The sequence below is a fragment of the Paenalcaligenes sp. Me131 genome, from assembly GCF_050487225.1.
GTDB lineage: Bacteria > Pseudomonadota > Gammaproteobacteria > Burkholderiales > Burkholderiaceae_B > Paenalcaligenes.
Genome location: NZ_JBKQGY010000003.1, coordinates 671,692 through 683,956, shown reverse-complemented (window position 1 = coordinate 683,956; position 12,265 = coordinate 671,692). Strand labels below are relative to the sequence as shown.

At 50.1% G+C, this 12,265-nt stretch carries 12 protein-coding genes; 2 read left to right on the top strand and 10 right to left on the bottom strand.

The features are described 5' to 3' along the window. Positions 1-21: 21 nt before the first annotated feature. Together ACLPHM_RS14820 and ACLPHM_RS14815 are read left to right on the top strand one after the other, a co-directional pair. Positions 22-1,110, top strand: coding sequence for a FecR family protein (locus tag ACLPHM_RS14820; RefSeq protein ID WP_430221986.1), 1,089 nt, complete (start codon positions 22-24; stop codon positions 1,108-1,110). A 95-nt stretch (positions 1,111-1,205) separates the two neighbouring features. Next, positions 1,206-3,116, top strand: a complete 1,911-nt coding sequence (locus ACLPHM_RS14815; protein ID WP_430221985.1) for a CHASE2 domain-containing protein — start codon at positions 1,206-1,208, stop codon at positions 3,114-3,116. On the opposite strand, the gene ACLPHM_RS14810 is transcribed toward ACLPHM_RS14815, so the two are convergent. The 10 genes from ACLPHM_RS14810 to ACLPHM_RS14765 all read right to left on the bottom strand — a co-directional run bounded on the left by ACLPHM_RS14810 (position 3,113) and on the right by ACLPHM_RS14765 (position 12,210). Next, entirely contained in the window at positions 3,113-4,372 is a 1,260-nt protein-coding gene (locus ACLPHM_RS14810; protein WP_430221984.1) for a TRAP transporter large permease, read from the bottom strand. The genes ACLPHM_RS14815 and ACLPHM_RS14810 overlap by 4 nt on opposite strands. Then, the gene (locus ACLPHM_RS14805) at positions 4,369-4,917 is read right to left on the bottom strand and encodes a TRAP transporter small permease (protein ID WP_430221983.1); all 549 of its coding nucleotides are present in this window, start codon (positions 4,915-4,917) and stop codon (positions 4,369-4,371) included. Before ACLPHM_RS14805 ends, ACLPHM_RS14810 begins: the two co-directional genes overlap by 4 nt. 20 nt (positions 4,918-4,937) lie before the next feature. Then, on the bottom strand, positions 4,938-5,933 hold the full coding sequence (locus ACLPHM_RS14800) for a TRAP transporter substrate-binding protein (RefSeq protein ID WP_430221982.1): 996 nt from the start codon (positions 5,931-5,933) through the stop codon (positions 4,938-4,940). 43 nt (positions 5,934-5,976) lie between these two features. After that, positions 5,977-6,969 carry an amidohydrolase family protein gene (locus ACLPHM_RS14795; RefSeq protein WP_430221981.1) on the bottom strand — a complete coding sequence of 331 codons (993 nt, stop codon included), beginning with the start codon at positions 6,967-6,969 and terminating at the stop codon, positions 5,977-5,979. Positions 6,970-6,971: 2 nt separating this feature from the next. Further along, complete coding sequence (locus tag ACLPHM_RS14790) at positions 6,972-7,544, bottom strand: 3-hydroxyanthranilate 3,4-dioxygenase (RefSeq protein WP_430221980.1); 573 nt, start codon at positions 7,542-7,544, stop codon at positions 6,972-6,974. Then, complete coding sequence (locus ACLPHM_RS14785) at positions 7,541-7,990, bottom strand: RidA family protein (RefSeq protein ID WP_430221979.1); 450 nt, start codon at positions 7,988-7,990, stop codon at positions 7,541-7,543. Before ACLPHM_RS14785 ends, ACLPHM_RS14790 begins: the two co-directional genes overlap by 4 nt. Before the next feature lies 1 nt (position 7,991). Beyond that, positions 7,992-8,759, bottom strand: a complete 768-nt coding sequence (locus tag ACLPHM_RS14780) for a 2-keto-4-pentenoate hydratase (protein ID WP_430221978.1) — start codon at positions 8,757-8,759, stop codon at positions 7,992-7,994. Positions 8,760-8,812: 53 nt separating this feature from the next. Continuing rightward, complete coding sequence (locus ACLPHM_RS14775; protein ID WP_430221977.1) at positions 8,813-9,613, bottom strand: 2-keto-4-pentenoate hydratase; 801 nt, start codon at positions 9,611-9,613, stop codon at positions 8,813-8,815. 39 nt (positions 9,614-9,652) lie between these two features. Next, positions 9,653-11,134, bottom strand: a complete 1,482-nt coding sequence (locus ACLPHM_RS14770) for a 2-hydroxymuconic semialdehyde dehydrogenase (protein WP_430221976.1) — start codon at positions 11,132-11,134, stop codon at positions 9,653-9,655. Positions 11,135-11,271: 137 nt separating this feature from the next. Beyond that, complete coding sequence (locus ACLPHM_RS14765; protein ID WP_430221975.1) at positions 11,272-12,210, bottom strand: LysR family transcriptional regulator; 939 nt, start codon at positions 12,208-12,210, stop codon at positions 11,272-11,274. Between the last annotated feature and the right edge of the window lie 55 nt (positions 12,211-12,265).

Sequence of the window (12,265 nt, the reverse complement as noted above, 5' to 3'; positions counted from 1 at the left end):
AACTATAAACGCTATATAACTATGCTTAAACATCTCGCCCTTGCTTGTTTCACTACATACAGTTTGTTAGCCGGCACAGTCAGTGTGGCCCAGCCCTCTGGCGCCGAGGGCGACGATTTTATCTATAACGTTAGAGCAGGCGACACGCTCTCTGCTCTATCAAAGTTATATACCGGCCAAAGCAATCACTGGCGTACATTACAAAGCCTGAATAATGTGGCTGATCCATTAGCCTTGCCTATTGGTAAAGCACTACGTATCCCGTTCGCATTGATTGCTGAAGTACCTGGCCAAGCGCGTATTAGCCACTACAGTGGCGACATCACAATTAACGGCCAACGTCCACAAACAGGCGACCTGCTCAAAGAGGGTGATTCCATTGTTGTAGGCAGCAATGCCTTTTTGACATTGCAACTGAGCGACGACAGTACCATCACGCTGCCACCTTCCAGCAATCTGAGCTTGAAACGTCTACGTGACTTTACCCATGCAGGGTTGACCGACTCCATTATCGAGCTGGAAAAAGGCGAGTTGGAAACACGTGTGGCACCTGACCACCGTGGTGTAGGCCGTTTTGAAGTCCACACCCCAGTGTCGGTAACGGGCGTGCGCGGTACAGACTTGCGTGTACGTAGCCAAGATGACCGCAGCATTACTGAGGTCATCAGCGGTAGAGCCAAACTGCAAACCGACGCCGCCAACCAACCCATGTACATCAAACCCGACCAAGGTACGATCGTAAAAGCTTCTGGTGAAGTCAGCACTGGCAACCTGTTGCCTGCGCCCGCCATGAGCGAACCCGAACGTGGCCCTAAAGGCTGGCAGGTATCCTTCCCTCCACTGCCTGGTGCGAATGAATACTTGGTACAAGTCACGCTGGATGAAGAAGGCTCACAGATCTACTCTCGTGAAACCACCACTGATACCACTGTTAGCTTCCACTCTGGCGGCACAGGCACTCACTATGTACGCGTAAGGGGTATTGATGCTGATGGTTTGATGGGTAGGGATGCCGTCGCCAGCTTCCCTGGTCAAATGGTCTTGCAAAGCTCTGACGGTTCACCTGTTATGAGTAGCTTTAACCTACCCATCACACTGCAAGAGTACTAGGCTGACTACGTTGTATGCGCAAGACAGCCTTGCCTCTACGTCCACCATCGGGCTCCAGTTCGCTGGGGCGCCAGGTGCTACTAGAGTGGCGAATCATGACGTTTTTCTTGATTCTGCTGACTATCTTGCTCATACAGTTCAAAGATGTACTAAAGCTCTCCCAAGTCGATAGCACCTTTTACGACTTCTACATGAAACTGACGTTGCCAGTTTCAGAGCCTGACCCCGATGTAGCACTTGTAGTCATAGACGAAGGCAGTCTGCAGCAAATGGGATACTGGCCTTGGCGGCGTGCTGAACACGCCCGCCTCTTGGAAAACTTACGTCAGGCCAAAGCCGTAGGCTTCGATATCCTGTTCCAAGACTACAACCCTGCCTACCCACAAGACGATCTTATCTTTGCGCAAGCCATTCAGAAGCATGGCCGCACTGTACTGCCTACCATCGTTCGCCCCGAGAGCACTCCTGCCTTAGTCGACAACCCTGTATCACCACTTGCTGAAAGTGCTGCCGAGTTGGGTTTTATCAATATTTATCCGGATCCCGATGGGGCGGTGCGCCGCATTTCACTGCACACCACAAACGGTGAACAAACCTTTTCGCATATTATTCCTGCCATGCTTAAAGCGGGTGGTGAAGAGGACATTGCCGCGTCGCTTTTGGCCGCCAAGCCATCTGAGTACATGATCAATTTCTCGGGGCCTCCGGATCATTACCAGACCTACCCTTATTCGGCCGTCGCCAATGGGTTGATTCCCCCCGAGGAATTCAAAGGCCGCTATGTACTGGTGGGCGCATGGAGCAGTGGTTTAGGTGATTACTACCCTACCCCACGCTCATGGGTAGACCGCACTAGCATGGCTGGTGTGGAAATTCTCGCGAATGCGCTGAGCAACGCGCGCGATGACAATTGGATCAAGCCACTGCCAACATGGTGCGTGATCGTTTTAAATATCGTTCCTATCTATTTGGTATGTTTGATACTGATACGGTTTTCGCCACGTAAGGCCTTCCTTACCACCACGGTGCTATGGCTAGCACTTATAGGCTTAGATTGGGCCTTATTACAGCTACTGCATTTCTGGCTGCCTATTTCCAGCAGCTTAGTGGTGATGATGCTGGCTTACCCCGCTTGGCACTGGCGCAGCCAAGAGACGGTATTACGTCATATCAATCACGAACTCTCGGTACTCAGTGCCCAAGATTCTGCCTTACGCCTCGCACTAGAAGCCAAAGCCCCCACTGAGACCCTACCCGCACGACTCAGCTTTCTGCACCGAGGTATTGAGCTGTTGCGCGAAGCCCAACAACGGCGTGAACAAACCCTGCGATTCATTTCGCACGATATGCGTGCCCCACAAAATTCTATTTTGGCGTTGGTGTCGTTACAGCGTTCTGGCCAAGAAACACTGGATGAAAAGCAATTATTGGGCAAGATAGAGTCGTATGCCTCTAACACCCTAGAGCTTGTGAATAACTTTATGGATTTGGCCCGTGCCGAGGCCATGGAAATTGAATTTCACGACGTCAATCTGGGCGACGTATTGGCAGATGTGTATGACGATGCATGGTCTCGTGCCAAAGCCAAACACATAGAAATAGAATTCGATGCCACGGAAGAACCGTTGTACGTGCACGGAAACGCCACCATGCTACGTAGGACGTTCAATAACTTGGTGGATAACGCCATCAAATACAGCTCGGCCAACACCACAGTACGCTGCACGCTTACTCAAGAAGGCAACTACGCCGTGGTCAGTATCAAAGACCAAGGCTGGGGTATTCCTGACCACTTACAACCCACGATCTTCCAAGCCTTTAATCGCGCGCACAGTACTGCTGAGGATGCCCCTATAGGCAGCGGTATAGGATTAGCGTTTGTGCAGACAGTGGTACAACGCCATCGCGGTGACATCACGTTAGAAAGCGAAGAAGGTAAAGGTAGTACCTTTACCGTTAGGTTGCCACTTAGTGAGGAAAAGGAGTCATCCTCCGCTGCCTACTAAAGCAAAGCCATGCTTAGCCATGGAAAGTAGCTCAACAGTACAACCACCGCCCCCGTAACCAAAAGAAAAGGCAACAGCACTTTAAACAACCGTCCTGACGGTACGCCCGTCATGGCTGATGCCACAAATAACCCCGTACCCACTGGCGGCGTGAGCAAACCCAACACTAATACCAAACAAATCACTACCCCAAACTGAAATGGGTTAATCCCAAATTCACCCACAGCAATAGGTAGCAGAATTGGCACGACCAAAATTAAGGCAGCGATACCGTCTAATACCGTGCCAATCAACAGCAGCAAACCACATACCATCAACATAAACATGAAAGGGTCCGAGGTGCTCTGCCCTACCCATGTCGCCACCATTTGGGGTACTTGCTCAAACGTAATCGTCCATCCAAAAACGCCGGCGGCTGCAACCAAAAACAACACCATGCCTGTGTTCAAGGCGGTGCGTTCTAGTAGCAGAGGTAGCTCTACCCACCGCAACTCTTTGTAGACATACAGCCCCACGAACAACGACACAATAGAAGCCACTGCAGCAGATTCTGTAGGCGTCGTCCAACCCGACAAAATACCGCCAATAATAATCACAGGAATAGACAGCGCAGGTAAGGCTTTTGTGCAAGCTGGCCAGATTGCCGACTTAGTAGGCCACTGCCCTTTGGGGTATTGATGACGTATGCCTAGCAAGAAAATAACAACCAGAATCCCTAGCCCCATTAACAAGCCAGGAATAATACCAGCGGTAAACATATCCCCAATAGATATCTGGGCCAACACGCCATAAATCACAAACATCATAGAAGGCGGAATAATCGATCCCATCAACCCTGAGATAGCAGTTAATGCTGTAGCAAATGATTTGTCGTAGCCTTCTTTTTCCATCTCAGGAACAATGGATTGCGACATGACGGCAATTTGCGCTACAGCAGAGCCAAGGATGGCCGCCATCAACATATTCGCCAACAAATTAATATACGCCAGACCACCCCGTAAACCACCAAAAAACAACCGAGCAAAATTAATCAGGCGCTTGGTTAGGCCCCCAGCATTCATTAACTCCCCTGCCAAAATAAACAGAGGAATAGCCATCAACCCGTAGTTTTCTACTGAGCCAAAGAGCTGCTGCGAGAAAGATGCAAACAAAACCGTATTATCTGAATGCCAGATGTAAAACACAGAGCTCAGGATCAACGTGATCCCTATGGGTACGCTCAGTAGCATCAGCAAAAGAAAAATAGCAAACGTCATACGCCTCTCCCGTCAGAGTCATGCGACGTATGGGTACCCCCCACAATATTCGCCAAACTATGAATCACACATGAACACGAAAACCACGCAATAATCAGCCATACCCAAAATTTAGAGAGGGGTAAGGTGGTCACGCGCTCTTGATAAATGAAATTCATGGTGGCAGCACTGAATGCTTCAGTATTAAAGCCGTAACGTATCAACTGCAAAGGTTCAAACCAATACCAACAGAAGACCAGCATCACAATACTAAAACCCAAGGTCACCCAATCTACCAACCTACTGACAGCACCTTGGTATACCTTAGGTAATATGTCTGTTAACACTGTGACAGCAACGACCTGACGCCGTTTAAATAACACCGAGATGGATAAAAACAGCATCCACACCATGGCATATATGGCCAGTTCATCCACCCAAAAGAAAGCGTTATTCATGGCACGAGTCACCACGTTAAAAGTGACTAATAACGCTACTGCTGCCGTACCAATAATCGCCCCCCACCGCTCTACAACAGCTAGCCCATTAGAGAATTGCTTAAGCATGATGCATACCCCCTGCTTATCTACTGGGACGTAGAAAAAGACGCTGATATATCACGCAATTGCTTTAACACAGGCGTTTTCTCTTGCCACTGGCTATCCCACTGCTCCAGCGTTGCACCAAAGAACTCTGGACCCACCTCATTTACTGTCACACCCGTGGCCAGCAACTGCTCTTTCCATTCCTGTTCTTTTTGCGCATACAACGTGATGGTCTTACCCAACTGCTCTTGCATTAGCGACTTAATCATTTGCTTAGTTGAATCATCTAAGCCAGCCCACACTCTGGCCGACACTACCCCTACTACTGGAAACATGATGTGGTTAGATAACACTACCGTTTCGGCCTTATCGTAAAACTTCAGCCCAATAATCATTTCCAGGTCCATATCAATGGCATCTACCTGCCCATTACTTAAGGCGTCATAGACGACTGAAAGCGGTAATGCTGTGGGTGCCGTGCCTAACCCTCTATAAAAATCCTGTAATGGCTCCAAGGGCGTAATACGCAGCTTTTTCCCCTTTAAGTCTCCAAGCGTCTCTACTGGCTTGGCACTGACAATTTGACGTAGTCCACCTGTACCATAGGCCATACCCACTACACCTGCTTTGGCGGGTAACGCATCCAACAAGGACTGTGCTGGCGGAGAGTTCAACACGCTGCCAACCTGCTCCATAGAGCTCACCAAATACGGTGCATACAACGCCCCCATATCGGCATAGCGATTACTCACCTCAGCAATGGTCAGAAATGCCATGTCTAGCGCCCCTGTTTGCAATTGCTGCAACATTTGCGCCTCATTTCCCAATTGTGCTGCCGGGAAGACAGCAACACGATGCTGCCCGCCTGATGCCTCCTCCAGATCTTTGCCAAACTGCGTGGCGGCTTCTGTCCAGATATGATTCGCGGGGGTTAACAACCCTAATCGGAAGTTCTTGGCACTGACCGTATTTGATACGGTGAACAAACATGCCGTCATCACCACAGCCGCGCCGATTTTCTTTGTAACGTTATACATTTTGTCTCCTCACACCCGGGGTATTCCTCGGTGGTGTTAATCGTTATAAAGCGAAAAACTGCTGTGCATTTTGATAAAGCAACTTGGCTTTCTGCTCTGCGTTAAAAGCCGCCCCATCAATTAATTGCCCTATCTGCTGCTCACCGAGTGGGAAGGGATAGTCCGAACCCAACATCACGCGCTCCTCACCCATCACGCCCACTAACATGCGTAATGCCTCTTCATTGAATACCGCGCCATCGGTATACAGCCTATGCGCATATTCAGACGGCAAACGCGGGCAGTTCTGACGCACAATATCGCGATGCTTCCATGCGTTATCCACACGCCCTAACAAGTAGGCAAAGCTGCCGCCCCCATGCGCAAAACAAATCTTGGCATGCTCAGGAATACGCTCTAACGCACCAGATAAAATCAACGACAACATACCCAGCTGGGTTTCCGCTGGCATGGCTACCAACCACGGCAACATCCATTGCTGCATACGGTCTGATCCACCCATCATGTCCCAAGGATGAATAAAGACTGGGATATGCTCATCAGCACAGTGAATTAAGAAATCCACCATGTCAGGGTGATCTAAATCTTTATCCGCCACATGGTTTCCTATTTGCACCCCTACACAGCCCATTTTTTGTGCTCTTGAGGCTTCAGCACATGCCAGTTTCAAGTTTTGCAATGGCACCTGGGATAAGGCTTTTAATCGAGTAGGGTGTGCTGAGCAAAACTGTACAGCTTCGTCATTTAATCGTTGTGCCCAGTCATTTGCTTTGCCCACATCCCAGCAATAACCAAACAACACGGGAGTGGAACACACCACTTGTATATCAATGTTCTGAGCATCTAACTCCTGCACCCTAAAATCTGGATCCCACAATGCCCTATACACGGGCCTGAACGGTTGATCACCCACCATAATCTGACCAGCGTTTCCGCTAGACTCTATTTGCAGCCATGCTGCACGCTCTGGATCAATGGCATGAGCCACATCACGGCTCAAGGCGGGGAAAAAATGTGAATGTATATCGATGCGCATAATCAGACAGTGGGGTAATGTTGCTTCAGCGTTTTATGCCACGCTCGGTAGTCGTGCCCGGGGTGCACCTCACCACACTTGGTGCAGCGTCGCTCCTCATCTGACAGACCATAAAACATCTCATAAACTGGCGGTAAGTCATCCACAATGCTGTCCAGAAGCATTTCAAAGCGGCGGATACGCGTACCACAACATGCGCAAAACCACTGCAATGCATCTTTAGCTTCGGGCGGACGCTTGTGCTCAATCACCAAACATAAACTGCCAGCTTCGGGACGTTGAGGTGAATGAATCACATGGGGCGCCATCAAGAACATGTCCCCCTCTTTTAGATGCACCCGTTCAAACGTGCCTTGATCCCACATCAGTAAATTGGCATTACCCTTGATCTGCCAGAAGTACTCTTCAACCGGATCATCGTGGAAATCCGTACGCTCGTTTGGGCCACCTACCACCGTAATCATGAAGTCAGCATCCTCCCAGATTTGCTGATTATTCACGGGTGGCTTCAGTTGCTGCTCATGCTCTATTAACCAACGCTGGAAATTTAATGGCATGCCATATTTCAGCTTCATGTCTCTCCCCCTGTACTGATAGGTTTATAGGCAACTGCTTTAATTTCGATCAGGAGATGGGGGTGCGGTAACTGATGCACAGCCACCGTGGTTCGCGTCGGACCGGAGTAATCAAAGAACTCGGCCCAGACTTCATTAAAACCACCAAAGTCATTCATGTTGACCAAAAACACACCCATCTCAACCACATCACTCAAGTCTGCACCGGCACTCTGTAAGATGGCTTGGATGTTATTGAGCACAGCGCGTGTTTGCACTCGCACATCCAAATTCGTGACACCCATTTCATCAACCGCTACACCTTCAAAGCTGTTATCACTGCGCCGTGAGCTGGTACCAGACACATAGATAAAGTCGCCCGCGCGGCGGTAATGGGGAAACTTGCCCCTAGGCTTTGCGCGTCCAGCAATCACTGCAGAGTGATCGCCTGTTTGTTTGTTCTGCATCTCAACTCACCACATGAAAACCGGCTTGGCCTACGCCACGCACATCCACATCTACATAGGTGCCAGCCTTCATCGCCTCAGCAGCGGTTGCCGCACCTGCCATAATCAAGCTACCAGCGGGTAAAGTCTGACCAGACTCGCCCAATAAACGCGAGACCTGCACAATGGCTCGCAACGGATTACCAAGAATGGCCGCCGTAGAACCCAACTGCACAGGCCTACCGTCTACCGATAAGCTCACGAATGCGTTGTGCAATGCGGTGAACGCGCTAGACCACTCCCCCACCACCAACCCAGATGAAGAACAGTTATCGGCCACCACATTGTTCAAATCAAATTTGAAGTTCTGAAATCGTGAGTCGATAATTTCTAACGCTGGTGCAACAGCTTCTATGTACTGCACGGCCTCTAAGGCAGTGATCGGCCCCGTGATCGCTCGCTTCGTCAGAAAGCAGACCTCAGGCTCAACGCGTGGGTGAATAAATGCCGATAAGCTGATATTGCTGCCTTCCTCAAATAGCATGTCATTGGTGAGCCATCCCCAAATCAGGTCATCTACCCCCATCTGTTTCATCTTGGCTCTACTGGTGAACCCCAGCTTCACCCCTCGAATAGCATGGCCTCGCGCAACACGGTGCGCGATAGATTCACGTTGAATGGCGTAGGCCTGTTCAAGGTCAAACGTACCTGGTGCATATTGTTCTACGGCTTGTTTGGTGAGTGCCGCCGCATCCAGATGCGTGGCAATATCCTTAAAGACGGACTGCATGTTGTTTCTCCTTTTTCTCTGCTGTGGGGATGATGGGGGACGCGTATCTGGCCTTAACCAAAGCAGGCACTCACACGTCCTAACCCTTCAATATCCACGGTGACGGCGTCACCGGCTTGCACTGTAGCCATAGGCCCCAATGCCCCCGTCAGCAAAATGTCTCCTGCCTGTAAAGGCGTACCCAATTTCACCATCGTGTCAGCCAACCATACCGCTGCATTAAGGGGGTTCCCCAAACATGCAGCGCCTGCCCCTACCGAAATTTGGTCACCACGACGCGACATCACCATGCCGCATCGGGCAAGCTCTACATCGCGCAACGATACCGGCCTAGACCCTAATACCAATGCTGCTGATGAAGCGTTATCCGCCACCGTATCTAGCAAGCTGATTTTCCAATTCTCTATGCGGCTATCCACAATCTCGATGGCGGGCAATACATACGCTGTAGCCGAAATCAGATCCGCAAAACTATGACGCTCAGCACAAAGATCACGCTCCAACACCAACGCAATTTCTGCCTCAATCTTGGGCTGTATCCACGCATTCGTATCCAACTCTTGGCTGCACCCATACGCCATATGCGCAAACAACGCACCAAAGTCTGGTTCATTCACACCCAACTGCTGCTGCACAACGGTAGAGGTCAGCCCTATTTTTCTGCCAATCAACCGCCCACCCATCGTCAACTGCCGCTCTGCATTCATACGTTGAATGGCATATGCGGTTTCTAGCGCTGACTGCCCTTTTGATGTCAATGCGTGTATAGCATCAGCGACTGGAGGTATAGCCACACGGCTTTCTTGTGCTTGCCACAATGCTTGGGCAATTGCCTCTAACGAGTAATCAGACATAACTACGATTTCCCAAAAATAACGATGAACGATGCGGTCTTAAATACGTACAGAGACGTTAGTGGTCTCAGAGTAAAACTCCAGTGAATAGGCGCCACCCTCTCGCCCTAGTCCCGATAGTTTCTGGCCACCAAAAGGCGTGCGTAGATCTCGAGCAAACCAATGGTTGACCCATACGACCCCGACTTTCATCTGTGCCGCAACTCTATGTGCCTGGGACAAATTTTCAGTCCACAGCACAGCGGCCAACCCGTAGTGCGTGTTGTTCGCGCGCTGTATCACCTCATCCTCATCATCAAAGGGCGAGATATGACATACCGGGCCAAACACTTCCTCTTGCATGCAACGCGCGGTATCTGGCAAGCCCGTCCACACCGTGGGCTGTACATACGCGCCATAATCGCGTTCATCATTAAACGTAGGGACTCCGCCGCCCGTCACCACGACGGCCCCTTCCTCCTCGGCTAAGCGCATATAGCCGAGTACTTTCTCTTTATGCACTAGCGAAATCAACGGCCCCATATTCACATCAGGGTCATTGGGCTTGCCCACTTTCAACGCCTCTGTCGCCACTTTCAATGCGGCCACAAACTGCTTAAAAATAGAGCGATGCACATAGACGCGCTCAGTGCACAAACAGACCTGCCCACTATTCGTAAAGGATGAGCGGACAATGCCTTGCACTGCCGCAGTAAAATCAGCTTCTTTAAATACAATGGCGGCATTTTTGCCACCCAGCTCAAACGACACGGGTTTTACACCCTGCGCCACCGCCTGCATGATGGTGGACCCAGTACCTGACTCACCAGTAAACGTCACCGCATCTATTTCGTGATGACTTGTCAAAAACTCGCCCGTAGAGTCTTTCCCAAACCCATGCAACACATTGAATACGCCGGGAGGCACACCCGCTTCATGAAAGGCCTCTGCCAGCAACGTAGCAGAAGATGGTGTTTCTTCAGACGGTTTGCATAACAAGGTATTGCCACAGATCAGGGCGGGTGCCGCTTTCCACGTTAGCGACAGCAAGGGCAAATTCCAAGGCGAAATACTAGCCACCACCCCTACAGGGCTACGACGGGTGTAATTCAACAGTTGTGTACCGTCTGGCAAATGGCTTTCAAACATCTCACCGTGCGCCTGCTTGCCTAGATCAGCAAAAGTACGCAGGTTATGTATGCCCCTATACACATCCAATGTCTTAGCCTGATGTACAGGTCGGCCTGTATCCATCACCTCTGCAGCCACAAACTCATCAAAACGTGCTTCGATGATGTCTGCCACCTTATGCAATAACACGGCACGCTGCTCTACTGTCATGGCTCCCCAAGGGCCTGATAATGCTTTCTTCGCACTGTGGACCGCATAATCCACTAACGCCTCATCCGCCTCATACACAACGGCAATTTGTTTACCGTCTACGGGGGAGTAATTCGCAAACGTCTTGGTGCTCTTAACAAACTCACCGTTCACGTAGCAACGGCAATGTTTAAGGCTTTTGGGTAGAACAGGTGCATGCACAAGCAGACTCCACAATCAGAAGCTAAGGTATGCTTCGATTGTAGGTACCTGATTTGTCTTCGAATAATCAAAAGATTGCGCATCGGTATAACCATTACCGATATCCGTACAAGCCCTAGTAGGCTGGCCCAGTGTACCTAGGGCAGCGTAGCCAACACCACCTCATTGAGCGCATCAATGAAGCGTTGACAGGCAGGGCTAGTAGGTCGATCTTTCAGTAAGGTATAACCTATGCTGCCCAAGACCACACGATCGTTCAGCGGCAATAGGCTTAACACCCCCAATTGAATAAAACGGTGCGCCACGGTAGAAGGCATCAGCGCCACAAAGTTAGACTCCGTCAAAATGCCTATGTTGGTCATGATGGATACTGACTCTATGGTACGTAAGGGGTGCTTCAGAGCTCTACGCTCAAAAAACTGTGTGACTGCTGCACCAGCTTCTGTATTAACAGGGGGAATAATCCAGCTCAACCCCTCATCCAGTAGCCAGTCTTCTTTGAGTTGTACCGCCAAAGGATTCTGCTTACCCACCACCGCACAGAGGCTTTCCTCATAGAGTACCGTATGTTCTAACTCATCCTGTGCCGATGTAAGGGGGAGCAAGCCCAACATAATATCTAGCTCGCCTTTAGCCAAACCAGGGTGCAGTTTTTCATTCACCCCCACTTTAATTTCCACGGTCACATTTGGTGCTAATTCTTTCAGGCGCATGATTGCTCTAGGCAAAAAATCCACCGATGCCGTCAGCATCGTACCCACCACAATGCGCCCAGAAATCCCCGTATTCCAGTTATTCAGATCATCAATCAGATAACGGAAATCGGTAACCAGTGTTTTGATATGCCGCTCTAGCATCAAGCCAAACTCTGTGGGTCGTACCCCTTGGCTGGTGCGTATGAATAGGCTTTGCCCCAGTGTTTCTTCCATATCTTGGATGGCTTTGGTCACTGCAGGTTGGCTCATGTGCAGGACTCTAGAGGCGGCCAGAATAGAGCCTCGGCTAAGCGTTTCGTCAAAAATATACAGCTGCGATAACCGTAGGCGTCGCAACAGAGTGGCAACAGAAAATTGCATAGCACAAGACAGTAAAGAAAGGGATCACACTAGATGTTCTCGCATAATGCCCTTT

Coding starts and splice junctions, on each gene's coding strand:
- ACLPHM_RS14820 (WP_430221986.1), top strand. CDS start 22: ATGCTTAAACATCTCGCCCTTGCTTGTTTCACTACATACAGTTTGTTA.
- ACLPHM_RS14815 (WP_430221985.1), top strand. CDS start 1,206: ATGACGTTTTTCTTGATTCTGCTGACTATCTTGCTCATACAGTTCAAA.
- ACLPHM_RS14810 (WP_430221984.1), bottom strand. CDS start 4,372: ATGACGTTTGCTATTTTTCTTTTGCTGATGCTACTGAGCGTACCCATA.
- ACLPHM_RS14805 (WP_430221983.1), bottom strand. CDS start 4,917: ATGCTTAAGCAATTCTCTAATGGGCTAGCTGTTGTAGAGCGGTGGGGG.
- ACLPHM_RS14800 (WP_430221982.1), bottom strand. CDS start 5,933: ATGTATAACGTTACAAAGAAAATCGGCGCGGCTGTGGTGATGACGGCA.
- ACLPHM_RS14795 (WP_430221981.1), bottom strand. CDS start 6,969: ATGCGCATCGATATACATTCACATTTTTTCCCCGCCTTGAGCCGTGAT.
- ACLPHM_RS14790 (WP_430221980.1), bottom strand. CDS start 7,544: ATGAAGCTGAAATATGGCATGCCATTAAATTTCCAGCGTTGGTTAATA.
- ACLPHM_RS14785 (WP_430221979.1), bottom strand. CDS start 7,990: ATGCAGAACAAACAAACAGGCGATCACTCTGCAGTGATTGCTGGACGC.
- ACLPHM_RS14780 (WP_430221978.1), bottom strand. CDS start 8,759: ATGCAGTCCGTCTTTAAGGATATTGCCACGCATCTGGATGCGGCGGCA.
- ACLPHM_RS14775 (WP_430221977.1), bottom strand. CDS start 9,613: ATGTCTGATTACTCGTTAGAGGCAATTGCCCAAGCATTGTGGCAAGCA.
- ACLPHM_RS14765 (WP_430221975.1), bottom strand. CDS start 12,210: ATGCAATTTTCTGTTGCCACTCTGTTGCGACGCCTACGGTTATCGCAG.